25 protein-coding genes and 1 other RNA gene are annotated in these 26,443 nt (G+C 65.0%); 11 read left to right on the forward strand and 15 right to left on the reverse strand.

The genetic code is table 11. The annotated features are described in order from the left end of the window. Nucleotides 1-173: 173 nt before the first annotated feature. Both AMD14_RS23470 and AMD14_RS12910 read left to right on the forward strand, forming a co-directional pair. Nucleotides 174-250: non-coding RNA, sX9 sRNA (locus tag AMD14_RS23470), on the forward strand. 76 nt (nt 251-326) lie between these two features. Further along, nucleotides 327-707 carry a DUF3301 domain-containing protein gene (locus AMD14_RS12910; protein WP_011051598.1) on the forward strand — a complete coding sequence of 127 codons (381 nt, stop codon included), beginning with the start codon at nt 327-329 and terminating at the stop codon, nt 705-707. A 192-nt stretch (nt 708-899) separates the two neighbouring features. Here the strand turns inward: AMD14_RS12910 and AMD14_RS12915 are convergent, their stop codons facing one another. The 8 genes from AMD14_RS12915 to AMD14_RS12950 form a co-directional block, all read right to left on the reverse strand. Then, the gene (locus tag AMD14_RS12915; protein WP_015463326.1) at nt 900-1,238 is read right to left on the reverse strand and encodes a hypothetical protein; all 339 of its coding nucleotides are present in this window, start codon (nt 1,236-1,238) and stop codon (nt 900-902) included. Between the two features lie 189 nt (nt 1,239-1,427). Further along, a complete protein-coding gene (locus AMD14_RS12920; protein WP_005915263.1) occupies nt 1,428-1,868 on the reverse strand; it encodes a ClpXP protease specificity-enhancing factor in 441 nt (146 codons plus the stop codon). Nucleotides 1,869-1,946: 78 nt separating this feature from the next. Next, nucleotides 1,947-2,582 carry a glutathione S-transferase N-terminal domain-containing protein gene (locus tag AMD14_RS12925; protein ID WP_005915265.1) on the reverse strand — a complete coding sequence of 212 codons (636 nt, stop codon included), beginning with the start codon at nt 2,580-2,582 and terminating at the stop codon, nt 1,947-1,949. A gap of 402 nt (nt 2,583-2,984) precedes the next feature. Beyond that, nucleotides 2,985-3,743 (reverse strand): cytochrome c1, encoded by a 759-nt coding sequence (locus tag AMD14_RS12930; RefSeq protein WP_016849999.1) that lies wholly within the window; start codon nt 3,741-3,743, stop codon nt 2,985-2,987. After that, nucleotides 3,736-4,995: a cytochrome b gene (locus AMD14_RS12935; protein ID WP_011051600.1), complete on the reverse strand. Its 1,260-nt coding sequence runs from the start codon at nt 4,993-4,995 to the stop codon at nt 3,736-3,738. Before AMD14_RS12935 ends, AMD14_RS12930 begins: the two co-directional genes overlap by 8 nt. Then, nucleotides 4,995-5,639: a ubiquinol-cytochrome c reductase iron-sulfur subunit gene (gene petA / locus AMD14_RS12940; RefSeq protein ID WP_003485955.1), complete on the reverse strand. Its 645-nt coding sequence runs from the start codon at nt 5,637-5,639 to the stop codon at nt 4,995-4,997. Before petA ends, AMD14_RS12935 begins: the two co-directional genes overlap by 1 nt. A gap of 506 nt (nt 5,640-6,145) precedes the next feature. After that, nucleotides 6,146-7,129, reverse strand: coding sequence for a lytic transglycosylase domain-containing protein (locus tag AMD14_RS12945; protein ID WP_011051601.1), 984 nt, complete (start codon nt 7,127-7,129; stop codon nt 6,146-6,148). A 201-nt stretch (nt 7,130-7,330) separates the two neighbouring features. After that, a complete protein-coding gene (locus AMD14_RS12950) occupies nt 7,331-8,296 on the reverse strand; it encodes a helix-turn-helix transcriptional regulator (RefSeq protein WP_011051602.1) in 966 nt (321 codons plus the stop codon). 104 nt (nt 8,297-8,400) lie between these two features. Here AMD14_RS12950 and AMD14_RS12955 point away from each other — a divergent pair, with 104 nt between their 5' ends. The 9 genes from AMD14_RS12955 to AMD14_RS12995 all read left to right on the forward strand — a co-directional run bounded on the left by AMD14_RS12955 (nt 8,401) and on the right by AMD14_RS12995 (nt 17,348). Then, a complete protein-coding gene (locus AMD14_RS12955; protein WP_003485951.1) occupies nt 8,401-9,045 on the forward strand; it encodes a glutathione S-transferase family protein in 645 nt (214 codons plus the stop codon). A gap of 38 nt (nt 9,046-9,083) precedes the next feature. Continuing rightward, nucleotides 9,084-10,538 (forward strand): tRNA (N6-isopentenyl adenosine(37)-C2)-methylthiotransferase MiaB, encoded by a 1,455-nt coding sequence (gene miaB, locus AMD14_RS12960; RefSeq protein WP_011051603.1) that lies wholly within the window; start codon nt 9,084-9,086, stop codon nt 10,536-10,538. Between the two features lie 422 nt (nt 10,539-10,960). Beyond that, entirely contained in the window at nt 10,961-11,947 is a 987-nt protein-coding gene (locus tag AMD14_RS12965; protein WP_011051604.1) for a PhoH family protein, read from the forward strand. A 410-nt stretch (nt 11,948-12,357) separates the two neighbouring features. Continuing rightward, complete coding sequence (locus AMD14_RS12970) at nt 12,358-13,020, forward strand: hypothetical protein (RefSeq protein WP_011051605.1); 663 nt, start codon at nt 12,358-12,360, stop codon at nt 13,018-13,020. A gap of 54 nt (nt 13,021-13,074) precedes the next feature. After that, nucleotides 13,075-13,560, forward strand: coding sequence for an rRNA maturation RNase YbeY (ybeY, locus tag AMD14_RS12975; protein ID WP_003488340.1), 486 nt, complete (start codon nt 13,075-13,077; stop codon nt 13,558-13,560). Then, nucleotides 13,560-14,078, forward strand: a complete 519-nt coding sequence (locus AMD14_RS12980) for a hypothetical protein (RefSeq protein WP_003488338.1) — start codon at nt 13,560-13,562, stop codon at nt 14,076-14,078. The genes ybeY and AMD14_RS12980 overlap by 1 nt, the downstream gene beginning before the upstream one ends. Before the next feature lie 94 nt (nt 14,079-14,172). Continuing rightward, a complete protein-coding gene (locus AMD14_RS12985) occupies nt 14,173-15,051 on the forward strand; it encodes a CorC family transporter (RefSeq protein ID WP_003488337.1) in 879 nt (292 codons plus the stop codon). Further along, a complete protein-coding gene (locus AMD14_RS12990) occupies nt 15,048-16,331 on the forward strand; it encodes a lipoprotein N-acyltransferase Lnb domain-containing protein (RefSeq protein WP_011051606.1) in 1,284 nt (427 codons plus the stop codon). Before AMD14_RS12985 ends, AMD14_RS12990 begins: the two co-directional genes overlap by 4 nt. Nucleotides 16,332-16,346: 15 nt before the next feature. Then, entirely contained in the window at nt 16,347-17,348 is a 1,002-nt protein-coding gene (locus tag AMD14_RS12995) for a magnesium and cobalt transport protein CorA (RefSeq protein ID WP_003488333.1), read from the forward strand. A gap of 154 nt (nt 17,349-17,502) precedes the next feature. Here the strand turns inward: AMD14_RS12995 and AMD14_RS13000 are convergent, their stop codons facing one another. The 7 genes from AMD14_RS13000 to AMD14_RS13035 form a co-directional block, all read right to left on the reverse strand. Next, entirely contained in the window at nt 17,503-18,894 is a 1,392-nt protein-coding gene (locus AMD14_RS13000) for an NAD-dependent succinate-semialdehyde dehydrogenase (protein ID WP_015472127.1), read from the reverse strand. A gap of 179 nt (nt 18,895-19,073) precedes the next feature. Then, nucleotides 19,074-19,922, reverse strand: a complete 849-nt coding sequence (locus AMD14_RS13010) for an ABC transporter permease subunit (protein ID WP_011051608.1) — start codon at nt 19,920-19,922, stop codon at nt 19,074-19,076. Next, a complete protein-coding gene (locus AMD14_RS13015; RefSeq protein ID WP_011051609.1) occupies nt 19,919-20,830 on the reverse strand; it encodes an ABC transporter permease subunit in 912 nt (303 codons plus the stop codon). Before AMD14_RS13015 ends, AMD14_RS13010 begins: the two co-directional genes overlap by 4 nt. Beyond that, entirely contained in the window at nt 20,827-21,960 is a 1,134-nt protein-coding gene (locus AMD14_RS13020) for an ABC transporter ATP-binding protein (protein WP_011051610.1), read from the reverse strand. Before AMD14_RS13020 ends, AMD14_RS13015 begins: the two co-directional genes overlap by 4 nt. Nucleotides 21,961-22,073: 113 nt before the next feature. Beyond that, on the reverse strand, nt 22,074-23,564 hold the full coding sequence (locus AMD14_RS13025; RefSeq protein WP_005922976.1) for an efflux transporter outer membrane subunit: 1,491 nt from the start codon (nt 23,562-23,564) through the stop codon (nt 22,074-22,076). Nucleotides 23,565-23,568: 4 nt separating this feature from the next. Further along, nucleotides 23,569-25,155: an MDR family MFS transporter gene (locus AMD14_RS13030; RefSeq protein ID WP_003488321.1), complete on the reverse strand. Its 1,587-nt coding sequence runs from the start codon at nt 25,153-25,155 to the stop codon at nt 23,569-23,571. Continuing rightward, nucleotides 25,152-26,354 (reverse strand): HlyD family secretion protein, encoded by a 1,203-nt coding sequence (locus tag AMD14_RS13035; protein ID WP_011051612.1) that lies wholly within the window; start codon nt 26,352-26,354, stop codon nt 25,152-25,154. The genes AMD14_RS13030 and AMD14_RS13035 overlap by 4 nt, the downstream gene beginning before the upstream one ends. Between the last annotated feature and the right edge of the window lie 89 nt (nt 26,355-26,443).

Genomic DNA, 26,443 nt, shown 5'->3' on the forward strand with positions numbered 1-26,443 from the left:
AGGGCTCATCATGACGGCAAGGCGCGCGGATGTAACTCGGTGGGAACCACCATCAATGGGGCTACGCAGCGGTCCAGACAAGCCACGGGCCAGGCCGGTAGTGAACGATTTAGAGCGGCTAACAAAACGACTGCGCAGCCGCCAGGCGGGCGCGGCCGGTGCTCGGAATCGGCATGTACCTCGCGTACACTCCGGTTCTGAGCGCGCCGTCCGCGCCCAACTGACAGCTGCTCGCTACGTTTTGTTAGCCGCTCTTGGCGCAATGGTGACGGCCTCTGCCGTCGACAAGACGACGCCTTCGCAACGCTGCGGCGCCGGCCCGGCGATTGTCCGTCGGCCACGTGCCGTGGCACATTGACGGCATGCCCAGCCTGATTCTTTTCATGATCGCCGGCGCCGCGCTGTTCGCGTTCTGGAACTCCTCGCGCGCGGCTGCCGAACGCGCCGACATTCTTGGCCGCAATGCCTGCCGCGCGGCCGACGTGCAATGGCTGGACCAGAGCGTGCATTCCACCAATATCCGCGTATGCAGGATGCCCAGCGGCTGGCTGGGCTTCGAGCGCACCTTCCGCTTCGACTATTCCTACGACGGCGTGGATCGCCATAGCGGCAAGCTGGTGCTGCGCGGCGATCAACTGATTGCCTTCACCGGGCCGCAGGTCGCTACCGTCAGGGCATTGCACCCGGAGCATGAGCGTCTGGAGTGAGGCGCGCAGTTGCAGGTCACGTGCGCGCTGACACCTGACATACCTGCAGCTTCACATGTCCCGGTTACAGCGATTGGCCCACCAGCTTCCCTGTGGATTCCAGCAATCGTCGAGCTGTCGCTGCGCGCTGTCGCCGTCTGTGCACGCGGCTGGCCGTTGCATCAGTCGGCGGCACTCCACACAGCCGGCCACTTATTCCAAAGACGTCGAATCCGCGGGAACGGGCTCGTAGCCATTGTCCCTGCCGTTCAGCCAGCACAACTGCAGCTTGCCCTCTCGACGCAGCTGCGCCCGGGCGAACAGCCACACCGGATCCGGCAGGTCGGCATCCCTCAATAGACGCGACTTGCCGGCAATTTCGATGCTGAGAAAATGCGCCTCACTCGGCGTGTCGATGTAGCTGCGCGCAATCAGACAACGCTCGCCGTCCACGAAGCGATAGATGTCGTACTCGTACTCGTACGCGTCCTCGAGTGCGCCGGACGCATCCGGCGCGCTGCAATCGACATGACGGGTGCGCTCCACGTGCAATCGAACCCTCCACTTGGCGAGGCTGCAGGTCATATGCTGGCCGCTTTCACCGCAGCCAGCAGAACCTGGGGCGCCGTCACCGTTGACCGTGGACGGCACGCGGGAATCGTCAGTTTACTGGGGCACCTGCCGATTCCGAACACCGGCCTGCACTCGCCTTGCGGCGGCGCAGGGGGCGGTGCGCTGTCCTTACTTCACCACGCGAAGATGCGGGCGCTTGCCACCGCTGGGCGGCTCGTCCGGCGTCGGCGCGCTCGGCGGTGGCGAGCCCGGATCCGGTGGCTCGCTGCTGGTGCCGGGGATGTCGTCCGGCAGCGCCATGCCCTGCCCGGTTTCGCGCGCATAGACCGCCAGCACGGCAGCCATCGGCACCATCACCGGATGGCTCACGCCACCGAAGCGTGCAGTGAAGCTCACGCTTTCGTTGTCCACCTGCAGGCCGACCACGGCACGCTCGGCGATATTCAAGACGACGCGACCGTCCTTGACGGCACTGGCAGGCACCTGCACACCGGGCAGGCCGGCATCCACCAAAACGTGCGGCGTCATGCCGTTGTCGTTGATCCATTCGACCAAGGCCCGCAACAGGTACGGGCGATGGCTGGTCATGCGGGGGAAATCTTCGCTCATTGCGTCATTTTACCCGTACATGGCCCGTCGCGGCGGCCATGCGATCGGAAGTCGGTCTGTTGGCATACAGCCGTCGCATCAGCCCGGCAGATCGCGCAGCTTCTTTTCCTGATCGGTCAGGCTGCGGATAAAGCCCGGGTTGCGGAAGATCCGGTTGCCGTAATCCTCGATCGCCTTGCCGTCCTTGGGCAGGCTGATTTCCAACGCGTCCAGTCGCCAGATGATCGGCGCCATCGCACAATCGGCCAGACTCATTTCCGGATTGAGGAAGAATTTGCTGGCCTTGAACAACGGCACCGATGCGGTGAGCAGTTCTTTCAGGCGCTTGCGGCCGGCCTCGGCCTGCGTCTTGTTGCCGAGCTGGATCGCCTGGACTTGCGGCACCCAGTCATGCTCGATGCGCAACATCGCCAGGCGCAGACGCGCGCGCGAGAGCGGGTCGACCGGCATCAGCGGCGGATGCGGATAGCGCTCGTCCAGGTATTCGCTGACCACCGACGCGGCGTACAGCACCAGGTCGCGTTCGACCAGCGTCGGCACCGAATGATAGGGATTGAGATCGATCAGATCTTCGGGAGGATTTTGCGGGTCGACCGGCACCAGGTCGTAGGTCACCCCTTTCGCCGCCAGGACCAGACGAACCCGGTGGCACAACACGTCGTCGTTGGACGAAAACAAAGTCAAGGTATTCCGCATACGCACACTCGTCGCCATTCAAGGCTCTCCGACGACCGGAATCCGCCGGCCGCATCGGCGCGGCCGGCCCAACGCCGACAGTCACCACGGTCTATCGAGTGTGCAATCACGTCACGCAAAAGCCAAGAGTGATAGGGCTTATTAATGTTCCGATAAGCCGGCTGTTGCGCTGCTCCCAGAGAACCGCAGGACGTGTGGGCGCTGCAACACGGTCGCAGGGATCTACCTGGCCTGGGTAGACGGACTGTTCGCCTGCCAACCATCGCCCTGCCCCCTCTCTCCGCACGGGAGAGGAGGCAAGCGCTTTCCCGTTGGGAGCGGCGCAAGGCTCGGCGATCAGCGAGGTCTCCAAGCACCTGGCGATGCCCGCCCTGCACTGCAATTGTTCGCTCCCGCAGCCGATGACGGCCTACGCAGCGCTCAATGCACGTCCTTCCAGTATTCCTTCTTCAGCAAATAAGCGATGAAGGTGAGCAGCGCCAGGAACAGGACCACCCACACGCCCATGCTCTGGCGCTTCAATGCGGCTGGTTCGCCGGCGTACTCGAGGAAGTTGGCGATATCGCGCACGGTCTGGTCGAATTCCACCGGCGTTTGACGCCCCGGCTGCCCAAGCTTCAATGCCTCTACCGGCTTGTCGCCGGTGGCCTTGTCGGCCGGGCCGAACTGCGCCTGCTGCAGGCCTTGCAACTCCCATAGCGGGTTGGGCATGGAGGCGTTCGGAAACAGCTTGTTGTTCCAGCCCAGCGGGCGGGTCTGATCCAGATAAAACGACTTGAGATAGGTGTAGACCCAGTCCGTACCGCGCACGCGTGCGATCAAGGTCAGATCCGGCGGCGCCTTGCCGAACCACTTGGTCGCCGCATCGTGCGGCATGGTGCCTTCGATGTGTTCGCCGACTTTGGCGCCGGTGAAGTTGAGGTTGGTCATGACCTCCTCTTCGCTCAAGCCCAGATCGCTGGCCATGCGCGAATAGCGCAAATACTTCAACGAATGGCAGCCGGAGCAGTAGTTCATGAACAACTGCGCACCGCGTTGCAGCGATGCGCGATCGCTCAGGTCGTTACCTGCCTGCTGCACCGCCCCGCCTTCGGCCGCCACCGCACCGCCAGCGACCATCAGGCCGCAGAGCAAGGCGACCACGCGCGACTTCCATGACGTCACGTTGGGATTAGTCATGGGTCGTCACCCGCTCCGGCACCGGCTTGGTTTTGTCCAGCCGCGTCCACACCGGCATGGTGATGAAGAAGGCGAAGTACAGGAAGGTCAACACCCGCCCGACATAGGTTTCGTGCGCGTCGGTGCCGGGGCCGGAACCGATCACGCCCAGCCAGACGAAGCACACCACCAGCACGCCCAACGCCAGCTTGGAAATCCAGCCGCGGTAGCGCACCGAGCGTACCTTGGCGCGATCCAGCCAGGGCACCAGGAACAGGATCGCGATGGCCGAGAACATCACCAGCACGCCACCGAGCTTGTTGGGCACCACGCGCAACATGGCGTAGTACGGCGTGTAGTACCACACCGGCTTGATGTGCTCCGGCGTCACCAGCCGGTTGGCTTCGGTGAAGTTGTCGTGCTCCAGGAACAGGCCGCCGAACGCCGGCGCGAAGAAGATGATGAAGGCAGCGATCAACAGCAGGAATCCGACGCCGACCAGGTCCTTGACCGTGTAATAGGGGTGGAACGGAATGCCGTCGGCCGGCTTGTGCGCATCCCAGCGATTGCCCTTCGGACCTTTCTTGATGTCCACGCCGTCCGGGTTGTTGGAGCCTACTTCGTGCAGCGCGCCGATGTGCAGCACGATCAACAGCAGCAGCACCAACGGCAGTGCGATTACGTGCAAGGCGAAGAAGCGATTGAGCGTGGCATCCCCGGGCAGGTAGTCGCCCATGATCCACTCGGTCAGCCCATTGCCGATCACCGGAATGGCGCCGAACAGCGAGATGATCACCTTCGCGCCCCAGAACGACATCTGTCCCCACGGCAGGACATAGCCCATGAAGGCTTCGGCCATCAGCACCAGGTAGATCAACATGCCGAGAATCCACACCAGCTCGCGCGGCTTCTGGTAGCTGCCGTACATCAAGCCGCGGAACATGTGCAGGTACACCACGATGAAAAACAGCGAGGCGCCGGTGCTGTGCATGTAGCGGATCAGCCAACCCCACTCCACGTCGCGCATGATGTATTCGATCGACGCGAATGCATCGGCGGCGCTGGTCTTGTAGTGCATCGTCAGGAAGATGCCGGTGACGATCTGGTTGACCAGCACCACGATAGCCAGCGAACCGAAGTAGTACCAGAGATTGAAGTTCTTCGGCGCGTAGTACTCGCTGACGTGCTTGCGATACATGGGCATCAGCCCGGGCGCGCGCTCGTTGACCCAATCGAACACGCCGTTGGCGGTACGGACCAGAACATTGCTCATCAGGCAGCCCCCGTGGTTTTGGTCGACGCACCGGCATCATCAGGATCGACGCCGATCACCAAGGTGTTGTCGTCCACGTAGTGGTGTGGGGGCACCAGCAGATTGATCGGAGCCGGCACGCCGTCGAAGACGCGGCCAGACATGTCGAAGCGCGACTTGTGGCAAGGGCAGAAATAACCGCCCTTCCACTGCGGGTCGTAAGGCTCGGGGCGGATTTCGGCGACCATCTCCGGCGAGCAGCCCAGATGCGTACATAGCCCGACCAGCACCGAAATGTCGGACTTGATCGAGCGATATTCCGGGTTTTTCAGCACGTACTCCGGCTGCTGATCCTTGTTCTCGGACTTGGGGTCCTTGAGCCGGTCGTCCAGCGACGGGAGTGCGTCGAGCATGGCCTTGGAGCGCTTGACGATCCAAATGGGCTGACCGCGCCATTCAAGGACCATGCGCTGGCCTTCCTGCAAGGCGCTGATGTCGGCGGTGACCGGTGCGCCGGCCAACTTGGCGCGCGCACTGGGATTCCACGACTTCACGAATGGAACTGCAACGAATCCTGCTCCGACCGCACCGACCACGGCCGTTGTCGCGGTTAAAAACCGACGACGCCCGATATCAGCAGGTGCGTTAACCCCATCGTTGGCCATCCGGCTCTCCGATCTTGATTAGGTAGCGTGAGGCTGCCAACGGCTGGCGGGGGGTCCAGCCGCGATGAATCGACCGCAGTGTAGCGGAACGCTTAATGCACAGACAACGCAATGTACGCAGTCGGCCCTATGCGATGCAACGGCCGATGCAGACGGCAGCCGATCAGATGGAGTTCAAGGAGCGTGGGAGACGGATGGCTGTGACGTAGTGCTCTAGCATGGGCTGCAACGGCAATGCACGCGTGCGGTGGATGCGTGGGCATGGTGCAAGCGCAGCAATCACGATCGTCCACGACTGGCTGTGGGCGCTGCAACCGATGTCGCCGATACGGAAGCACTCGCCCAGTCGCACGCTGCGCAGCGCCGTGGCGAATATTCGCAAGAGCGGCGACCCATACGTCAGCAGTGGTCCGGGGAGTGGATCGCGCCGACGCCGCGGCGCTTGCGCCATGTCCGGAGTACCGGCCGCGCCCGCCGACCGGCTGCACGGTCATCCATCAGCCGCTCTAGTTGGCTGCAGTCGCCTGGCCACGATAGCGGCCGGCCAATACGCCCACGCGTTGCACGTACCGCTGGGTCTCGCTATACGGCGGTACGCCGCCATAACGGTCCACCGCGCCCTCGCCGGCGTTGTAGCCGGCAGCGGCCAGGGTGAGGTCGCCATTGAAGCGTTTCAGCAGCCAGGACAGATACTGCACCCCGCCGCGAATATTTTGCGCTGCATCATAGGCATCGCTAACGCCGAACCTGCGTGCCGTGCCCGGCATCAACTGCATCAGGCCTTGCGCACCGGCGCGACTGAGCGCGAGCGGGTTGTAGGCCGATTCGGCGTGGATGATCGCGCGCACGATCGATTCTTCCACTCCGAACTCGCGCGCCGCCGCTGCGATTTCCTGCTGGTAGGCGTTGGTGTTGAGCCGGATCGCACCGAAATTAACCCCGGGCTTGGCACCGCAGGCGTAGCAGGTTTCGATAAAGCTGTAATGGATGGTGCGCAGGCCTTCGATGCTGGCGACCTGGCGCGGACGGGCGCTGGTGTAGTGGCGCACGCCGTCCTTCATATAGGAGTACACCTGCCCGCTGACGACCCGGCGCGGATTGGCTGCTGCTGGCGCTGGCGGCGTGACGACCGAGACGGACGACTCCGTCAACGCACGCGGAGCCGGCGCCGAAGCGACCTCGGCGGCATGCCGCGGCGGCTGGCTGACTGGCTGGCTGATCATGGTGGCCGGCGCGCCGCTGTCGATATTGGCCATGCCGGGCGCGGGGCTGACGGCCAGACGCCCGGCCGAGGGAGATGAAGGCGGGCGGCGGGCCGAACGGTCGGGGGTATAGCTGCTGATGACGCTGCAGGTGGCGCCGCTCTGGCGCTTGCTCAGGTAGCTGGTGATACCGTCAGCGCCGACGCACTTGTACAGCGTGCCGGCGCTGACCGGCGCAGCCGACAACGTGACGAGCATCAGCCCCAGCAATCTTGACATCCCCTTCATGCGCGGAGTGTCCCAGCTTGCCCAGGGCTTGCCAAGTGTCGGCCAGCGCTGGAGCAACCACCGAAGCGCCTGCGCAGCCACCAGGCTGGCGAAACCGGCGCTCACATCCTTGAGTGCCGATCGCGCACTCCGACTCCGACTCCGATCACTAGCGCGCCGCCGCCGACCTGACCACCGCTCGCTGCGGCTTGTTGGCCGCCCTCACTGCGGCGGGCGGTCCAGCTGCGTGCGCAACGTGTCCAGCGCCTGCGTCAAGGTGGGGCGGACTTCGGCCGGCGCAATCGCGTCGAACGGCAGGTCCAGCAACAACAGGTTGGCTGCCAGCGCGGGCAAGCTCGGCGCGCCAAGACCCAGCCAGCAATGTGCGGGACCATCGGCCTGCAATGCACCCAGCCAGGGCGGGATGCGCGCTGCCAATGCCTCGACCGTGCCGGCCAAACGCACCCGCGCCCGGCACGGGAACGGTGCTTCGCCGATCGCCTTGCGCAACAGCTGTAGCGGCTCTTCGGGCAATGCGCGGGGAGCGAACCGCGCGCCGGTGGCGAGCGCCTGATCGATCCGGTCCGCGCGCAGGCTGCGCCAGTCCTGGCGTTCGCAGTCCCAGACCAGCAGGTACCAGCGCCGCCCGTAGTTCACCAGCAGCGCCGGCTCGACGTTACGGGTGATGGCCGTACCCGAATGGCGCCGATAGTCCAGCCGCAGCGTGGCCCGGTCGCGGCAGGCGGCCGCCAACTGGCCGAGCAGGTCCGCATCGACCAGCGATTCCGTTTCGGCAGCCGGCATGCTGGCCATGGCGGCATGCGCGGCACTGGCGCGCTGGCCGCTGCGGCGCAGCAGCAGGGGATCCAGCTTGGCCATCACGCGTGCCGCGGCGGCGTCCATCCCGCGCACCGCTGGCGCGGCGGCGCGCAAGGCGACCGCCACGGTCAGCGCCTCGTTTTCTTCCAATAGCAGCGGTAATGCCGCAGCGCCCTGCCCCAGCCGGTAGCCTCCGCCGCTGCCGGGCGTTGCATGCACCGGGTAACCCGCTTCGCGCAGGCGTTCGATATCGCGTCGCAGGCTGCGCGGATGGATGCCCAAACGCTCTGCCAGCGCCACACCGGACCAGCTCCGGCCACCTTGCAGCAGGGAAAGCAGACGCAACAGGCGGGCAGCGGTGGAAGACATCGCGCCACCGTATTGCGGACAGGAACTGTCCGCAAGTGGCCCGTACAGTCGTGATACCAGCCATCACACCACCCGCTCGCCACCGCAGCCACCTGGAGACCGCAATGTCCGACGACCGCCACGTCACCCTCTTCCACAACCCCCGCTCCCGCTCGCGCGGAGTGCTGGTCTTGCTGGAAGAACTGGGCGCACGCTACCGCCTGCAGCCCATCGATCTGGAAAAGGAGCAGCAGCGCACGCCGGAATTCCTTGCGATCAACCCGATGGGCAAGATTCCAACCATTGTTCATGGCACCAGCGTGGTCACCGAACAGGGCGCCATCTATCAGTACCTGGCCGAGCTGTATCCGGAAGCCGGTCTGTCGCCGGCGCCGGGCGATACCGACCGTGGCGCCTACCTGCGCTGGCTTGCGTTCTACGGCTCTGCCTTCGAGCCGGCGATCATCGATCTTGCGCTCAAGCGCAGCGCCCCGCCGCGCTCGCTCTCGCCTTATGCCGACGCCGACACCGTGCTGCAGGTGGTGGATGCGCAGCTGGCCAAGGGCGATTACCTGCTGGGCGAGCGCTGCAGTGCGGCCGATGTGCTGTGGGGCGGCGCCTTGGCGTGGATGGTGGAGTTTGGCCTGATCGATCCGCCCGCCCCGACCCGCGCCTATATCGCCCGGATGGTCGCGCGCCCGGCGGTGGCGCGCGCCGAAGCCGTCGACGCCGGGCGCGCGCCCGCGGACGGCGCCAGCGCAAGCGGGTAAACTGCGCGGCTCTCTTCTACCCGCCTGGAATAAGCGCCATGCCCGGGACACCCGTTTCCGACCTGTCCGCGGCCACTGCCGTGGACGCAACCGCCCTGTTGCCCTTGCCCGTCGCGCGCCCATCGGCGCCTGCCATGGTGCGCGGCAAGCTCTATATCAAGACCCACGGATGCCAGATGAACGAGTACGACTCGGCCAAGATGGCCGACGTGCTTGCCGCCTCCGAAGGGCTGGAGCTGACCGACGATCCGGAAGAAGCGGATGTGGTGCTGGTCAACACCTGCTCCATTCGCGAAAAGGCGCAGGAAAAGGTCTTCAGCCAGCTGGGTCGCTGGAAGGCGCTGAAGGCCGGCGGCAAGCCGGTGATCATCGGCGTCGGCGGCTGCGTGGCATCGCAGGAAGGCGAAGCCATCGTCAAGCGCGCGCCCTACGTGGACCTGGTGTTCGGTCCGCAAACGCTGCATCGGCTGCCGGAGCTGATCCGCGCGCGGCGCGAATCGGGCAAGTCGCAGGTGGACATCAGCTTCCCGGAGATCGAGAAGTTCGACCGCCTGCCCGAGCCGCGTGCCGAGGGCCCCTCGGCGTTCGTGTCGATCATGGAAGGCTGCTCCAAATACTGCTCGTTCTGCGTGGTGCCCTACACCCGTGGCGAAGAAGTCAGCCGGCCGTTCGAAGACGTGCTGGTGGAAGTGGCGCAATTGGCAGCGCAAGGCGTGCGCGAGATCAACCTGCTCGGCCAGAACGTCAATGCGTATCGCGGTGCGTATGGCGCCGATGCCGGCGACGCCGCGCAGTACGCCGATCTGGGCCTGCTGATCCGCACCATCGCGCAGATCGAGGGCATCGGCCGCATCCGCTTCACCACCTCGCATCCGCTGGAGTTTTCCGATTCGCTGGTGGATGCCTACCGCGATGTGCCGCAGCTGGCCAACTACCTGCACCTGCCGGTGCAGGCCGGCAGCGACCGCATTCTGTCGGCGATGAAGCGTGGCTACACCGCGCTGGAATTCAAGTCGAAGATCCGCAAGCTGCGCGCAGTGCGCCCGGACATCTCGATCAGTTCGGACTTCATCGTCGGCTTTCCTGGCGAGACCGAAGCCGACTTCGAAAAGACCATGAAGCTGATCGAAGACGTAGGCTTCGACCAGAGCTTTTCGTTCGTGTATTCGCGTCGCCCCGGCACCCCGGCATCGGACCTGCAGGACGACACGCCGGAGGCAGTGAAGCAGGCGCGTCTTGCGCGTCTGCAGGCGCATATCAATGCGCACGCGGCGAGCATTTCGCAATCGATGGTGGGCAGCGTGCAGCGCGTGCTGGTGGAAGGCCCCTCGCGGCGCGATCCGAACGAATTGACCGGCAAGAGCGAAAACATGCGCCCGGTGAATTTCCCGGGCAACCCACGTTTGATCGGACAGTTCGTCGATGTGTTGATCACCGAGGCAATGAGCAATTCGCTGCGTGGTCGGATTCAATTGGACGACAGCGCACATTGATGGCGCGTGGGCGCTGCGCAATGCGGCGCTCCTCCAAGCAAGGCAACCACGCGCCGAAGCGTGTCGCGCGAAATGGTCAAGATTTCACCACACAGCTGTCGCGCCTTGCGGCGCAAGGCCTCGTCATACTTACCCACAGGCTTTGCGGAATTCGATCCACATCGCGTGTGGACAACCCTGGCGACACTGGCGATTTTTTCACCACCGCCCCGGCAAACCTTGCGCGAGTAAGCGCGACGCGTTTTATCCACAGGTTAGTGATGCGTGACTCCACAGCGCTTGTGGAAAACCTGCACGCGACTGCGGACGGTTGCATGGCCGGGTGCCGCGCCGTCCGCTGTGTTGGTGGGATCACATGCCGCGCGCTACCCTTTCGCTCCCGCCCTACCGACGCGCACCCAGGTGCGCTGTCCGATCCAACCATGAACGCACCCGCACATCGCGATTTCACCCTGGAACCCGAGGACATCGAGCGCCTGGCCAATCTGGCCGGTCCGTTCGATACGCATCTGCGCCAGATCGAACTCAAGCTTGGCGTCGAGATCGCCAACCGTGGCAACGTCTTCCGGGTGACCGGACCGGAGCCGGCCATCGCCGCCGCCCAGTCGCTGTTGACCGCGTTGTACGAGGAGGCCGCAACCACCACCTTCGACACGCACGCAATCCACCTGCGGCTCAACGAGGCCAACCTCGAACATGTGGCCGAGCGCGCGTACCAGGCCCAGGATGTGGCGATCAAGGTCAAGCGCGGCACCGTGCGCGGCCGTGGCGCCAACCAGGCCAAATACCTGCACGCGATCGCCACCCACGACATCAATTTCGGCATCGGTCCGGCCGGGACCGGCAAGACCTTCCTGGCGGTAGCAAGCGCGGTTGAAGCGCTCAACGAGTCGCGTGTGCAGCGGCTGATTCTGGTGCGCCCGGCAGTGGAAGCCGGCGAAAAACTCGGCTTTCTGCCTGGCGATCTCAGCCAGAAGGTCGACCCGTACCTGCGCCCGCTCTACGATGCGCTGTACGAGATGCTCGGCGTGGAAAAAGTGGTCAAGTTGCTGGAGCGCAACGTCATCGAAATCGCGCCGCTGGCCTATATGCGCGGCCGCACGCTCAACGATGCCTACGTGATTCTGGACGAAGCGCAGAACACCACCATCGAACAGATGAAGATGTTCCTGACCCGCCTGGGCTTCGGCTCCACGGCGGTGGTCACCGGCGATCTCACCCAGATCGATCTGCCCAAGCATGTCAAATCCGGCCTGCGCGATGCGATCGAAGTGCTGCGCGATGTGGAAGGCACCAGTTTCACCTTCTTCGAAGCGCGCGACGTGGTGCGTCACCCATTGGTGCAGCGCATCGTGACCGCCTATGACAAGCGCGATCTGGCCGAAAAGCCTGCCGAACCTGCGGCATGAAGCAGGCTGGCGGGAGGTGACCGCGGATGCCCTGCTCGGCACGACCCGGTGCAACGCGGGACACGCCGGGAAACCTCCAAGTAGCGCGGTCATCGCACAGCGCCTCGCGCCGGTTGGTCTGCAGCGGCACTGAGCCAGACACGCCAACCCGCCGCTTCAGGGCGATACACTTGCGGCATCGTTCTGCACAGGAGGTGCACATGGTCGGTTGTCGCGTGTTGTTCTTCGCCTGCATGCTGGGTGGTGCCCCAGTTGCGTTATCGGCCACGCCGGATGGACCACCGGCATCCTCGCGCGCTTACATCGAGACCAGTTACCTGGCTGCACCGAGGAACGTTGGTCCGTTTACGCTCGCCCGCAGCTCCTACAACCCGGCAGCCAAGGTCTCGGGGGCTGGATTCCATTACGCGATGGCTGAGCATCCGGAATTGAATATCGATGTGTTCGTTTATCCAGCCGGGCAACGCGCTCAAGCCGAGGCCATCGAGCACGGCATGATCGCCTTTCGCGAGGACCTCGCCGCGGCGCGCAAACAAGGCACCTATTCGCGGCTGGACGAGCTGGACCAGAGCAGGTTCGTATTGACCAGCGAGGGTGTCCCGAAAAGCATCCCGGCTAATGCCGTGGATGCCAAGGTGATCGCGGCCATCGCGGACGCCGAACGCATCGTTGGGGAAAAGCTGCAGCTCAGCATGGACCTGTCGTCGTCCGGCATGCCGCTACTGTCCAACGGCTACCTGTTCTACAAGCAGCTGTACTACATCAAGGTGCGGGTATCGGCAGCGCAGCAAGCAGTCGCGCAGAGCAGGTTCGACGCACTCGCCGACCAGGCTGCGCGCGCGCTCGTACCGGCCATCCAAGTCAGCAATGTTGGCGGGTGCACGGACCTGACCGTCCACCTCGATGCCAAGGCCACGCCCGATCAAGGCGCCGTTGAGATGGCGCGCCAAATCAAGACGCATCTTGGCCTCAATTGCCGCGGCTCGACCAAGCAGGCCGGCATCGAAGAGCTGGTCGAGACAGCCGAGGTGATCGAAATCGCCTACGATCCCAGCGAGTGGAAGTCGCAGTGAGGCAACACACGCGCGATACTGTGGCTCCTGTCTGAGCTCAATGCTGGTATCGCCATGACCAAAGGCCCTGTCCGCCTCGACGTTGCCGTCAGCTATGCGCTGCCGCGCGCCGGCCTGCCGTCGGCGGTGAGTTTTCGCAAGTGGGTGGCCGCAGCGTTGAAGGGGCGCATCCGCGAGGCCGATCTGGCAGTGCGCGTGGTCGACGAGAAGGAAGGCTGCTCGCTCAATCACCACTACCGCGGCAAGGATTACGCCACCAACGTGCTGAGCTTCCCCGCCGAACTGCCGGAAGGCCTGCCCAAGGGCATCAAGATGCCGCTGCTGGGCGATCTGGTGATCTGCGCGCCGGTGGTGGCGCGCGAGGCCGCCGAGCAAGGCAAATCGCTGGCTGCGCACTACGCGCACCTGACCGTGCATGGCACCTTGCACTTGCTTGGCTGGGATCACGAAGACGACAAGGAGGCCGAGGCGATGGAGCAACTGGAGCGCGAGATCCTGGCCGACCTCGGCATCGACGACCCTTACGCAGGAGAACACTGATGCGTTTTTGCATTGCCGGCGCCCTGCTGCTGTTGAGCGCGCCCGGCGCCTGGGCACAGACCGCGCCGGTGCGCCCGGACCTTGCCGCCTTGATCGAATGCCGCCAGCGTATCGGCGATTTCAGCGCGTTGGCCCCGGTACTGGCCGACCCGCTCAAGGCGGTGGCGCTGGGCTGGACGCCACTGGATCAGTCCAACCTGTTCATGACCGAGTACACGCTCAATACGCCCATTCGCGTGTTCGGCCACAGTACCGATCACATCGCGTTTTCCGGCGCCAGCATCATGGCGATCCTGGACCTGCCCGACCCGCGCCCGCTCGCCAAGCAGTTGGATCTGGAACTGGGCGTGGACAACGCCGAGAAGGTCATGTACGGGCGCGAGCTGGTCAGCGAAGACACCACCAACCCCAAGACCGGCGAGGCGATGATCGAATCGGTCGTACTGAGCGTGACCAACGTCAAATCGCATCCGGGCAAGACCGTGGTCGGCTGCGGCTACAGCCTGGATCTGCCCTGAGCCGGGCCAGGCAACGGCGCATCCACAGCGCCGTGCCGGCTTCCTGCTAGACTGATGGCTAACGCCTGTTTGCCGGGTGCCCTTCCCCGTCACGATGTCCGAAGACGACAGTAGCCAATCCCTAGAAACACCGGAAAAACGCCGTAGCTGGCTCGAGCGCCTCAGCGCTGCCTTCTCCGGCGAACCCCATACCCGCGACGAACTCGTCGCCTTGCTGCGGACCGCCGAACAGGACGGTCTCATCGCCGCAGACACCTTGCGCATGATGGAAGGCGCGATCTCCGTGTCCGAGCTGACCGTGGGCGATGTGATGATCTCGCGCTCGCAGATGGTCTCGCTGCCGGTGGAAGCGCGCTTCATCGACCTGATGAAGCAGGTGGTCGAATCCGGCCATTCGCGCTTCCCCGTCCACGGCGAGAACAAGGACGAAGTGCTCGGCATCCTGCTGGCCAAGGACCTGTTGCGCGGCGTGGTGGCCGACAACGGCCCTGGCAACGTGCGCGAACTGCTGCGCCCAGCGGTGCTGATCCCCGAGTCCAAGAAGCTCAACGTCCTGCTCAAGGAATTTCGCCTCTCGCGCAACCACATGGCGATCGTGGTGGACGAATACGGCGGTGTTGCCGGGCTGGTCACCATCGAGGACGTGCTGGAACAGATCGTCGGCGAGATCGACGACGAGCACGACGATGCCGAAGAAGAGAATTCGCTCATCGCGATCCAGGCCGATGGACGCTATGTGGTCGATGCGCTGACGCCGATCGAAGACTTCAACGAGCGCTTTGGCGCCGAGTTCCCCGACGACGAGTACGACACCGTCGGCGGGCTGGTCACCGATGCGATCGGGCACCTGCCCGAAACCGGCGAAGAGTTGACGCTGGGGCGCTTCGCATTCCGCGTGGCCAAGGCCGATGCGCGACGCGTGCACGCCTTCCACGTCACCATTCTGCCGCCCGATCCGCAGGACGACGCTTGAACCAGCTGAGCCGCAGTGCCTGCACGGCGCCGCAGCGCGGTGGCGCCTGGCAGTGGATTGCCTGCTGGGCACTGCTCCTGTTCACGCTGCTAGTCGCCCCGCTCGCAGCGGCCCAGGCTGTCCAAGGCAATGCTTCGCAGGAAGCTGCGCTGACCGTTGCACCGGCGCCACGCGTCGGCGTAGTCACCATGCAGCCGGGCGAGGTGTTTTTCGAACGTTTCGGCCACGATGCCATCGTGGTGGTCGACCCGCGCACGCAGCAGGCCACCTCGTACAACTTCGGCTTCTTCGACCCGAGCGAGCCGGACTTCGTACCGCGTTTTGCGCGCGGCGACATGATGTACTACCTGGTCGCGCTGCCGCTGGAAGAAGACCTGTCGCAATATCGCGATGCCGGGCGCGGTGTCAGCGTCCAGTGGCTGGATCTGCCGCCAGACCAGGCGCGCGCGCTGGCCGAGGGTCTGGCGGTACGTAGCCAACCGGAAAACGCGCGCTACCACTACGACTACTTCATGGCCAACTGCGCCACCATGGTGCGCGACACGCTGGACCGTGCGATGGGCGGCGCGCTGAAATCGCAGCTGGCCGGTCGTTCGCGTGGCAATACCTTCCGCAGCGAAGCGGTGCGCCTGGCCTCCCCTGCCCCCTGGATGTGGCTGGGCTTCGACCTGGGCCTGGGGCCGTACGCAGATCGTCCGCTGTCGCGTTGGGAAGAGGCCTTCGTGCCGATGCGGCTGGCAGACAGCCTGACCCAGGTGCACAACAGTGCCGGTCGCCCGTTGGTGCAATCCACGCAGGTGCTGCTACCGCATCGCATCGCGCCGGAGCCCGCCGAACAACAGCGACACTGGTGGCCGTGGCTGTTGACCGGCCTCATCGTTGCAGCCGGCGTACTGGCCCTGGGCCGCAGGCAGCGCTTGTTGGCTGGACTGGCGTTGCCATTCTGGCTGTTATGCGCCATCGGCGGCGGCCTGCTGGTGTATCTGTGGGGATTCACTGCCCACGCGTCGGCGTGGGGCAACCGCAACCTGCTGCTGGTCAACCCGCTATGCATGCTGCTGTGGTTCGGCGGCATACGGCTGCAGCTGGGCCATCGGCCGGGCCGCTGGTTCAACGTGCTTTCCTGGGTTGTGGCGGCGTGCGCGCTGGCGGCCCTGGTGATCCACTGGCTGTCCTTCCAGGCGCAGGACAACCTGCAATGGGTGATGCTGCTGCTGCCGATCCACACCGCACTTGCCATTGCCCTGCGACTGCGTGACCTGCCCGTCCGTACGCGCTGATTGAAGGATGCGCTCATGAACAGCCAAGGCCATCATCCCGATAATCCGTCCTGCGTCATCACGTGCGCTTACTACGACGGCGAAGGCAAGCGCCACGACATCAGCCTGGAGCACATCAGCGATGTGCTCCAGCAGCCGGATGGCTTCGTCTGGGTGGGGCTGTACGAGCCGCAGGAATCGGTGCTGCGCAAGTTGCAGGACGAATTCGGCCTGCACGATCTGGCGATCGAAGACGCGCTCAAGGCGCATCAACGCCCCAAGGCCGAGAGTTACGGCAACTCGCTGTTCGTGGTGGTCAACACGGCGCAGCTGGTCAACGAACGCATCCGCTATGGCGAAACGCATGCCTTCCTGGGAAGGCGCTTCCTGTTGACGGTGCGGCATGGCGCGTCGCTGTCGTACGCGCCGGTGCGGCATCGGGTCGAGCGCGAGCCGGCGATGCTGCACATGGGCGCGTCGTTCTGCCTGTACGGCGTGCTCGATTTCGTGGTCGACAATTACCTGCCGATCATGGACGAGTTCCGCGACACGCTGGAACGCCTGGAAAAAGACATCTTCGCCGACGACTACAAGCGCGAGACGGTGGTGCGCCTGTATGAGCTCAAGCGCGAACTCAACAAGATGCGGTTGGTGGTGGCGCCACTGCAGGACGTGCTCTCGCACCTCAAGCGCAACCCCGGCTCACTGATCCACGAAGAAGTCGGCATCTACCTGCGCGACGTGCTCGATCACGCGGTGCGCACCAGCGATGCCATCGACACCCTGCGCGAAATGCTGGGCACGGCGCTCAGCGTCAACCTATCGATGGTGACGCTGGCCCAGGGCGAAACCGTCAAGCGCCTCGGCGCCTGGGCCGCCCTGCTGGCCGCCCCTACCTTGATCACCAGCTGGTACGGCATGAACTTCGCCCACATGCCCGAACTCGATGCCCGCTACGCCTACCCATTGCTGGTCGCCGGCGTCGTGGGCTCGTGCCTGGTGCTGTATCGCCTGTTCAAGCGCGCCAAGTGGCTGTAGGGCCGCGTTGCGGCCAGGGATTGTGGAATCGAGAATCGTAAGAGCGGTTTCCTTCATCTCCCAGATGTAGGCGGAACGGAGAAAGTGCGGTTGTGCATTCACGCCAACGCCCTAGCGAGCCGCTCTACCGATTCCCGATTCACTATCCCAACTCTCAAGCCACATAGATCGTCTTGACGTTCATGAACTCATGGATGCCGTGCTCGGCCAGCTCGCGGCCGAAGCCGGAGCGTTTGATGCCGCCGAACGGCAAGCGCACATCGCTCTTGACCACTGAGTTGACGAACGCCGCGCCGCACTGCAGCTGCTGCGCCACGCGCTCGCCGCGCTTGGCGTCGGCCGTCCATACGCTACCGCCGAGACCGAAGGTGGTGTCATTGGCCACGCGCACCGCTTCTGCCTCGTCGGCAACCCGGATGATCGAGGCGACCGGGCCGAAGAATTCTTCGTCGTATGCCGGCATGCCGGGAGCGACAGTGTCGAGAATGGTCGCCGGATAGCCGGCATGCGAGCCGGCGACCGGTTCGCCGCCCAACAAGACCTTGGCGCCCTTCGCCACGCTGGCCTGCACCTGCTTGTGCAATTCGTCGCGCAGGTCGGCACGCGCCATCGGCGCCAGCGTGGTGCTGTCCTGCTGCGGGTCGCCCACGACGCGCTGGGCTGCCGCCGCGACGAAGCGCTCGATGAACCGGTCGGCGATCGCATCCACCACGATGAAACGCTTGGCGGCGATGCAGGTCTGCCCGCTATTGTCGAAGCGCGACTGCACGGCCGATGGCACGGTGTGCGCCAGATCGGCGTCTTCGAGCACCACGAACGCGTCGCTGCCGCCGAGCTCCATCACGCACTTCTTGAGCTGGTCGCCTGCATTGGCGGCCAGCGAGCGACCGGCGCGTTCGCTGCCGGTCAGCGTTACTGCAGCAATGCGGTCATCGCGCAGTACATCGGCAGCCTGGTCGTTATCGATATGCAGCACATCGAACACGCCCGGCGGAATGCCGGCGGCGTCCAACACCTCTTTCATGGCGTCAGCGCAGCGCGGCACGTTGCTGGCGTGCTTGAGCAGCGACACGTTGCCGGCCATCAGGCTTGGCGCCAGAAACCGGAACGCCTGCCACAACGGAAAATTCCACGGCATGACCGCGAACACGCAGCCCAGCGGTTCGTAGCGCACATAACTGGATTGCGCTTCGGTAGGAATGTCGCGCGGCGCCAGGTAGTCGGCGGCGTGTTCGGCGTAATAGGCGCAGGCCTGCGCGCACTTGTCGATCTCGGCCAGCGCCTCACGGCGCAGCTTGCCCATCTCGGCGGTCATGATGCGTTGCAGGTCCTCGCGGCGCCTGGTCAGCTCCTCTCCGATGCGGCGCAGCAAGGCGCCACGCTCGGCCAGCGGCAACGCGGCCCAGGCCGGAAATGCCTTGGCGGAAGCAGCCAGACGCGCTTCGATGGCAGCGGCGTCCAGGGTCTGCTGGGTATGCTCGACCTGGCCGTTGGCGGGGTTGACGGTGTCGTAGGACATGACGGTCTCCTGTTGCGAGGCGGTCATGCTAGACGCCGGCAAGTTCGGGGCGCGTCACAATCGCCTGAAACTGCTGCAACACTGTGTTCGCAAGCACCGGCCGCCGGCGCCACCTGGTGCATGCAGTCGCACTGGTTTCGGAAGCTGCCCTGCCCAACGGTCACCCGCCGCTGCACGCATCTACGCCTCGCGCCTTCCTGTCTCGCTCAACCTTCGCGTTGCAGTGCCAACTGCGCATCGCGCAGGCGACGTTTTTCGCTGCGCGCCAGCAGCCACCAGCCGATCAGCGCGGCTACCGACACCGCCAGCACCATAAGCGTGGCCAGCGCATTGATCTTCGGACTGATGCCCAGACGCACCGACGAAAACACCTTGATCGGCAAGGTGGTGGAACTGGGCCCGGCCAGGAAACTGGCAATCACCACATCGTCCAGCGACAGCGTAAAGGCCAGCAGCCAGCCCGATGCCAGGGCCGGCGCGATGATCGGCAAGGTGATCTGGAAAAACACTTTCAGCGGCGTGGCACCGAGATCCATCGCGGCTTCTTCAAGCGAGCGGTCCAGTTCCTGCAGCCGCGAAGAAATCACCACGGTCACGAACGATACGGTGAAGGTGACATGCGCTACCCAGATCGCTACCGCGCCGCGCGGCGCGATGCCGAGCACGCCACCCATCGACACCAACAACAGCAGGATCGACAGACCGATGATGACTTCGGGCATCACCAACGGCGCGGTGATCAGTGCGCCGAACAGGGTTTTGCCGGGAAAACGCCGCATGCGCACCATCGCCATGGCGGCCATCGTGCCCAGCACCGTCGATGCGCAGGCCGTCCAGAACGCCACCTCCAGGCTGACCCAGGCTGCGTCGAGCAATTGCCGGTCGCGCACTAATTCGCCGTACCACCTGGCCGAGAACCCGCCCCACACCGTCGCCAGGCGCGAGGCGTTGAACGAATACACCATCAACAACAGGATCGGCAGGTACAAGAAGCCGAAACCCAGCGCGAGCACGCTGCCGCCGAGCAGGCGCCCACCGCGCGACGCGCGCATCATGTCAGGCGCCCTTCCAGCTCACGCTGCTGGTAACGGTGGAAGATCACGATCGGCAGCAACAGCAGCAGCAACATCACCGTGGCCACTGCCGCTGCCACCGGCCAGTCGCGGTTATTGAAGAACTCGCCCCACAGCACGCGCCCGATCATCAAGGTGTTCGGCCCGCCCAGCATTTCCGGGATGACGAACTCGCCGACCGCCGGAATCATCACCAGCATGCAGCCGGCCACGATGCCGTTGCGCGATAGTGGCAAGGTGATGCGGACGAATGCCTGCCATGGCCGCGCACCCAGGTCGTAGGCTGCTTCGAGCAGGCGCTGATCGTGCTTGACCAGGTTGGCGTACAGCGGCAACACCATGAACGGCAGATAGCAGTACACGATGCCGATGTAAGCGGCGATCGGCGTGTACAACAATTGCAACGGCTGCTCGATCACACCCAGCGCCAACAGCGCCTGATTGAGCACACCATTGCCATCGAGAATGCCGATCCACGCGTACACGCGGATCAGAAACGACGTCCACGACGGCAGCACCACCAGCATCATCGCCACGTTGCGTGTGGCCAGCGGTAGCCGCGCGATCACGTAGGCCATCGGGTAGCCGATCAACAGCGCCAGTGCGGTGGAAATGGCCGCGATCTTGATCGAACTCAGGTAGGCAGCCACGTACTGGCTATCGCGCAGCAAGGCCAGATAGGCGCCCAGATGCAGTTTGAGGCTCACCGCACCGTCGGCAGCAACCGCCAATAGCGGCGTATACGGCGGCATCGCGGTGGCGCGCTCGGCGAAGGAAATCTTCAGCACGATCAGGAACGGAATCGCGAAGAACACCAGCATCCACAGATATGGTGCGGCGATCACGCCCCAGCGCGCGCCCGCTAACCCGCGTATGAACACGCGTTTCATGCGGTGAACACCACGCCGTCGTCTTCGCCCCACCCTACCCACACGGTGTCGCCCCAGGTCAACGCTTCGCTGGCCCAACGCTGGCGATTGGCGAAATTGGCCATCAGCTTGACCCCGCTGGGCAAGCGCACGTGGTACACCGAATGGCTGCCGAAATAGGCGATGTCTTCGATCACGCCCTGCGCCTTGTTGCAGGCCTGCGCCGGCTCGTCCTTGCCGATCGCGAGCTTTTCCGGGCGCAGCGCGAACGCCACCGCCTGCCCTTCGAAGCCGGTGATGCCGTGGCCGATGCGGATGCAGGCATCGAACGCAGGCGTTTTCAAGGTGACGTATTCGGGCGCGTCGTCGGCGATGAGCGCGTCGATCAGATTGACCGAGCCGATGAACTCGGCCGCAAACCGGTTGGCCGGCTGCTCGTAGATTTCATCGGGCGTGCCGACCTGCTGGATCCAGCCCTGGTCCATCAACGCGATCCGCGTGGCCATGGTCATGGCCTCTTCCTGATCGTGGGTGACCATAACGCAGGTCACGCCGGAGGTTTCGATGATGTTGACCAGTTCCAGCTGCATCTGCGAGCGCAGTTTTTTATCCAGCGCACCCATCGGTTCGTCCAGCAACAGCAGCTTGGGCCGCTTGGCCAGCGAGCGCGCCAGGGCCACGCGCTGCTGCTGCCCGCCGGAGAGCTGGTGCGGCTTGCGCCTGGCCAGCGCGCCAAGCTGCACCAGCGCGAGCATCTCGCCGACGCGGGTGGCGATCGCAGCCTTGGACAAGCCTTCCTGCTTCAGCCCGAAGGCGATGTTCTGCTCCACGCTCATATGCGGAAACAGCGCGTACGACTGGAACATCATGTTGATCGGGCGCTCGTACGGCGGCAGCGCGTCGATGGGTTGACCATCCAGGACGATGCGCCCCTTGGTCGGCCGCTCGAAGCCGGCAAGGCAGCGCAGCAGCGTGGATTTGCCGCTGCCCGAACCACCGAGCAACGCGAAGATCTCGCCCTTGCGAATCTGCAGGCTGACGTCGTCGACCGCGACGAAGCCGTCGAACTCCTTGCGGACCGCGTCGATGCTCAGGTAGCCGCCGTCGCCAGCGGTGAGGTGGGGCTGCGGGGTGGCCTCGGGGGATGCCATTCAACCTCTCGATTGCGCAATGCATGCGCCACAACGGCCAATGCCGACCATGATGGCAAAACCGGGACGCGGCCGCGCATGAGCTGCCGCGTCAACGATTGCCTTGGCTGGTCTCAGCGCGCGTCCTGCGCCGGTTCGCTCCAGCCCAGCCCCAGACTCTTCTGCAGGGCCACGTAATTCACCAGCAACTGCACCTGCGCCTGCGCGGCGGCGTCCTGCGCCGACAACTGCTGGCGCTGCACATCCAGCAGATCGATCGATGAGGTGGCGCCGGCATCGCGACGTTGCTGCATCAGCCCGGCCGAACGCGTGGCCGAGGCTTCGGCCTGGCGTGCGACCACCAATTGTTTGCGTGCCGAACCGAAGCGCGCCAAGGCCGAATTGGCATCCTGCAAGGCCGCCAACACGGTCCCTTCGTACGCCGCCGTACGACCGGCATTGCCGGCGCGCGCCTGCTCCACCTGCGCGCGGGTCTTGCCGAAGTCGAAGATCGACCAGCGCAGCATCGGCACCGCCAATGTGGTCCGCGCATCGGAATTGAAATCGCTCGGCGAGCCGGCGACCCAGCTCAACCCGCCCAGCAGACTCACCTGCGGGAAGTAGCCGTTCAACGCTTCGCCGATCTGCGCGCTGGAGGCGGCCAACTCGCGCTCGGCCTTGCGCACGTCCGGGCGCCGGCGGATCAACGCACCGGCATCGTCCACGCGGACCTGTGTCGGCAACATCGGCAAAGGTTGCGGCGCGCTGAGCTGCGCATCCAGCGCGCCGGGCTCGCGCCCGACCATCAATGCCAGCTGGTCCAGCGCCTCCTGCGATTGCATTTCCAGCGGCAGGCGCTGGGCTTGCTGTTGCTGCACCTGGGTGGCGATCTGCTCGACCTGCAGGTCCGAGGCGGCGCCCTGCCCGCGGCGTTGCTGCACCAGCTGCAGCGACTGGCGGATCTTGTCCAGGTTGGCATCGGCAATGGCCAGGCGCGCCTGCAAGCCGCGGTAGTTGAGATAAACCTGCCCGACTTCGGCGGCCAGCTGCACTTGCGCATCGGCGAGCTCGGCCTCGGAGGCCTGCGCCTGCGCCAGCGCACCTTCGGCGGCGCGACGGCGGCGGCCGAAGAAATCCAGCTCCCAGCTGGCATCGAAACCGGCGCTGTAAATCTCGGTCTTTTCCAGATCCAACGCCTGGTTGCCGGCCGCCGGCGGCTGGCCGGGTTGACCCTGTTGCAGCCCGCCGAGCGTATCGACGATGGTCTGCGGCGGCTCGGCGTAGGCATACACCGCGCTGGCGTTGAGCTTGGGCAGGCGTTCGGCGCGGCGTTGCTGGGCCAGCGCGCGGTTGGCGCGCAGCCGCGCCTGCGCCGCGCGCAGGTTGGGGCTATCGGCCAACGCCTGGGCGACCAATTGTGTCAGGAGCGGATCGTGCAGTTCCTCCCACCAGTGATTCAGGGGTGCGGCGGCAACCACGTCCGCGCCGCTGGCGCGGTGCAGGGCGGGTGCTCGCATCGCCGCGTCGGCAACCGCTGGCGGCTTGGTGTAGTTGGGGCCGAGCATGCAGCCGCCAAGCAGCAGCGTACTCAACGCCGCAGCCAGCGGCATGCGGATCAGGCGCATGGAATCAGTGCATTGCAAGGTGCGCCCCCTTGGGTAACGGCTTGAGCAAAAAGGCCAGCGGAATCGTGCAGACCACGATCACGCCGAAGATCCAGAACAGATCGCTATAGGTCATCACCAGGGCCTGCTGTTGCACGACGCGGGCGAACTGGGCGATCGAGCGGGCCGCCGCCTCGCCGCCGGCACTGCCCTGCATCTGTGCGGTCAGGCCGGCCAGCGCCTCCTGCGCACGGCTGGCGTTGGCGGTGATCGAACTGCCGATGGTTTCGGTGTGGAAGGTCATGCGGCGCTCCTGAAAGGTGGAGATCAGCGCCAGCCCGACCGAGCCGCCCAGGTTGCGGCCGGCATTGAACAGGCCCGAGGCATCGCCTGCCAGTTCCGGCGGCACCGACGAAATCGCCGCCTGGTTGAGCGACATCATCGCCAACGCCAGGCCGCAGCCCTGCAGCAGCTGCCCGGCGACGAAGTGCGTGCCCACGGTGTCGGCAGTGAGCGACAGATTGACGAAACAGGCAGCGGCAAAGCAGATCAGCCCGGCAATGACCAAGATGCGCACGTCCACCGTTTCCAGCAGCTTGGGCATCATCGGCATCAGCAACACGGTCGGCAGGCCGGACAGCAGCAGCACGTATCCGGCCTGCTCGGTGTTGTAGCCGGAGATCACTGCCAGGAACTGCGGAATCATGTACATGACGCCGAACAGGATCATGCCCACCGCCATGACCATGATGAAGACCGCGCCGAAGCTGCGCTGCAGCAGCAGCGACAGGCGGATCACCGGAGGGCGCCGCCGGAACTGGCTGATCACCAGCGCAATGAATCCGCTCAACGCAATCAGGCTCAGGGTATTGATCTCGCTGGACTCGAACCAGCGCTCGCGCTGGCCTTCTTCCAGCACCACGGTCAGCCCGCCCAGACCCGCGGTCAAGCCGTAGATGCCCAGCCAATCGGCGTTGAGCAGGCCTGCCCAGTCGCCCTTTTCGTGTTTGAGACCGAGCAGCAGCAACGCGACCAGGCCAACGCAGATCGGCACGTTGATGAAAAACGCGTAGTGCCAGCTGACGTTTTCGGTCAGCCAGCCGCCGAGCAGCGGGCCGATCACCGGACCCATGATCACGGTCATGCCAAACAAGGCGGTGCCCATGGTCTGCTGGCTGGGCGGCAACCGCGTGGCGACGATGGTCAGCGCGGTCGGAATCAAGGCGCCGCCGGCCAGGCCTTGTCCGACGCGGCCGATGATCATCATCGACAGCGACGTCGACAGCCCGCACACCACCGAGAACGCGGTGAACATCACCGCACAGATCAGCAGGAAATTGCGCAGGCCCAGCGTGCGCACGAACCAGCCGGTCAGCGGGATCATGATGATCTCGGCCACCAGGTAGGCGGTGGAAATCCAGGTACCTTCGGTGCCGCTGGCGCCGACCTCGCCCTGGATGGTGGGCAGCGCGGCATTGACGATGGAAATATCCAGCGTCGCCATGAACGAGCCGATGGTGCCGGCCAGCACCGCCAGCCAGGCGCCCGGCTCGGCCTTCTCGCGCTGGGCGCTGCCGCCGGCACGCGGGCCGGTGGCGGCCGCTGCACTCATCGCGCGCGCTCCTGCTCCTGCACGCGGTCGGATTCTTGTTCGGCACGCTGCTTGGCGTCCTTGGCCGAGCGCGTGTCGACAGTGACTTCCACCGACATGCCCGGCACCAGCACCTTGCGCGCCTCGTCACCGGCCAGCACACGGATGCGCACCGGCACGCGCTGGACCACCTTGGTGAAATTGCCGGTGGCATTTTCCGGCGGCAGCAACGCGAACTGCGAGCCGGTGCCCGGCGACAGGCTCTCGACTTTGCCGTGCAGTTTTACGCCCGAAAGCGCATCGACCTCGATCTCGGCCGGCTGGCCGGGACGCATCAGGCCGACCTGGGTTTCCTTGAAATTGGCAACCAGATACAGCGATTCCTGCGGCACGATGGTCATGGTGCGGGTGCCGGCGCCGAGGAACTGGCCCACCTGCACGGTCTTGTCGCCAACCCGGCCGTGGATACGGCTGGTCAGACGGGTGTCTTCCACCGCCACGCGCGCCTGGTCGGCATCGGCGGTGGCCTGTTTCACGCCGGCCTGTGCCTGTTCCAGTTGCGCGCGGCTGGCCTGGATCTGGCTCTCGCCGGCCTTGGCCTGCGCCTGCGCGGCGTCGTACTGGGCGCGTGCGCGTGCCAGATCGTGCTGCAGGCTTTCCTGATGTTCGTGGGTGTCTGCACCGGAGGCGGCCAACGGCGCGAAGCGCTTCACTTCGGCCTGGGCGAACTTGAGGCTGGCAGCAGCTGCGGTGACCTGGGTGCGCGCCTGCAGCAGCGCCGATTCCTGTGCGGAGACATTGGCGGTGGCCGCGACGATATCGGCCTGGCGTGCGGCAATGGCGGCTTCGGCCTGCTGCAGCGTGGCCTGGTAGGTGCGGTCGTCGATCTGCAGCAGCGGCTGGCCAGCCTCCACGATCTGGTTGTCGCTCACCAGCACCTTGGTCACGTAGCCGCTGACGCGCGGTGCCACGGCCACCGAATCGGCCTGCAGATAGGCGTTGTTGGTGTCCTGCATGTAGCGGCCCTTGATCAGGTAATAGGCCACCCACACCACCAGCAGGATCAGCACCAGCACCCCGACCAGGATCAGCGTCCACTTCACCTTGGGGTTCTTCAACGGCGAGGGTTTGGGCGGCTCCTGCTCGCCGCGCGCGCCTGCGCCCTGCGCATCCGTGGCCGAGGACTGGCCGTCATTGGACTGATGGTCGTGGTTGCTCAAAAGGATGCGTCCTGTGTGATGGGCGAGGCGCGCCAGGCAGCGGCCGTCTCGGCGGCGTCGGCAGTGGCGGCGCAACCATACAATTATTT

The organism is Xanthomonas citri pv. citri, from assembly GCF_000961215.1.
Classification (GTDB): Bacteria; Pseudomonadota; Gammaproteobacteria; order Xanthomonadales; family Xanthomonadaceae; genus Xanthomonas; species Xanthomonas cissicola.

Coding starts and splice junctions, on each gene's coding strand:
- petA (WP_003485955.1), bottom strand. CDS start 5,639: ATGGCCAACGATGGGGTTAACGCACCTGCTGATATCGGGCGTCGTCGG.
- AMD14_RS12930 (WP_016849999.1), bottom strand. CDS start 3,743: ATGACTAATCCCAACGTGACGTCATGGAAGTCGCGCGTGGTCGCCTTG.
- ybeY (WP_003488340.1), top strand. CDS start 13,075: ATGACCAAAGGCCCTGTCCGCCTCGACGTTGCCGTCAGCTATGCGCTG.
- AMD14_RS13020 (WP_011051610.1), bottom strand. CDS start 21,960: ATGGCATCCCCCGAGGCCACCCCGCAGCCCCACCTCACCGCTGGCGAC.
- AMD14_RS12955 (WP_003485951.1), top strand. CDS start 8,401: ATGTCCGACGACCGCCACGTCACCCTCTTCCACAACCCCCGCTCCCGC.
- AMD14_RS12965 (WP_011051604.1), top strand. CDS start 10,961: ATGAACGCACCCGCACATCGCGATTTCACCCTGGAACCCGAGGACATC.
- miaB (WP_011051603.1), top strand. CDS start 9,084: ATGCCCGGGACACCCGTTTCCGACCTGTCCGCGGCCACTGCCGTGGAC.
- AMD14_RS12950 (WP_011051602.1), bottom strand. CDS start 8,296: ATGTCTTCCACCGCTGCCCGCCTGTTGCGTCTGCTTTCCCTGCTGCAA.
- AMD14_RS13010 (WP_011051608.1), bottom strand. CDS start 19,922: ATGATGCGCGCGTCGCGCGGTGGGCGCCTGCTCGGCGGCAGCGTGCTC.
- AMD14_RS12985 (WP_003488337.1), top strand. CDS start 14,173: ATGTCCGAAGACGACAGTAGCCAATCCCTAGAAACACCGGAAAAACGC.
- AMD14_RS13030 (WP_003488321.1), bottom strand. CDS start 25,155: ATGAGTGCAGCGGCCGCCACCGGCCCGCGTGCCGGCGGCAGCGCCCAG.
- AMD14_RS12935 (WP_011051600.1), bottom strand. CDS start 4,995: ATGAGCAATGTTCTGGTCCGTACCGCCAACGGCGTGTTCGATTGGGTC.
- AMD14_RS13025 (WP_005922976.1), bottom strand. CDS start 23,564: ATGCGCCTGATCCGCATGCCGCTGGCTGCGGCGTTGAGTACGCTGCTG.
- AMD14_RS13000 (WP_015472127.1), bottom strand. CDS start 18,894: ATGACCGCCTCGCAACAGGAGACCGTCATGTCCTACGACACCGTCAAC.
- AMD14_RS12945 (WP_011051601.1), bottom strand. CDS start 7,129: ATGAAGGGGATGTCAAGATTGCTGGGGCTGATGCTCGTCACGTTGTCG.
- AMD14_RS12970 (WP_011051605.1), top strand. CDS start 12,358: ATGGCTGAGCATCCGGAATTGAATATCGATGTGTTCGTTTATCCAGCC.
- AMD14_RS12980 (WP_003488338.1), top strand. CDS start 13,560: ATGCGTTTTTGCATTGCCGGCGCCCTGCTGCTGTTGAGCGCGCCCGGC.
- AMD14_RS13015 (WP_011051609.1), bottom strand. CDS start 20,830: ATGAAACGCGTGTTCATACGCGGGTTAGCGGGCGCGCGCTGGGGCGTG.
- AMD14_RS12925 (WP_005915265.1), bottom strand. CDS start 2,582: ATGGCGACGAGTGTGCGTATGCGGAATACCTTGACTTTGTTTTCGTCC.
- AMD14_RS12995 (WP_003488333.1), top strand. CDS start 16,347: ATGAACAGCCAAGGCCATCATCCCGATAATCCGTCCTGCGTCATCACG.
- AMD14_RS12920 (WP_005915263.1), bottom strand. CDS start 1,868: ATGAGCGAAGATTTCCCCCGCATGACCAGCCATCGCCCGTACCTGTTG.